1 protein-coding gene is annotated in these 358 nt (G+C 47.5%); it reads left to right on the top strand.

Annotated features, from left to right (window positions below; genetic code table 11):
* Window positions 1-327: integrase core domain-containing protein (locus AAGW05_RS18610; RefSeq protein WP_411806041.1), on the top strand; the 327-nt coding region annotated here is incomplete at its 5' end.
* Window positions 328-358 lie beyond the last annotated feature (31 nt).

Genomic DNA, 358 nt, shown 5'->3' on the forward strand with positions numbered 1-358 from the left:
ACAGCGCCCGTAATTTACCATTCAGATCGCGGCACGCAATTCACATCGAACGTCTTCGCGGAATACTGTGTGGAGAACAAAATAATACGCTCGCTCGGACGCACGGGAACATGTTACGACAATGCCGTGGCAGAATCATTCTTTGCAACTTACAAGAAAGAACTTATCCACACTAAACCATGGCCCACTCTGAAACGGCTTCGGCAAGAAACGTTCATGTGGATTGAAGGGTATTACAATAGCCGGCGGCGTCATTCCGCGCTTGGATATTTGACACCGAATGAAATTGAGTTAGGCTATAAATCTATTCACGAACTCGCGGCATAATCCCGAGTCCACAAAAACGGGAACACTCCAG

Origin of the sequence: Arthrobacter sp. LAPM80 (assembly GCF_046736435.1) — a bacterium.
Lineage (GTDB): Bacteria > Actinomycetota > Actinomycetes > Actinomycetales > Micrococcaceae > Specibacter.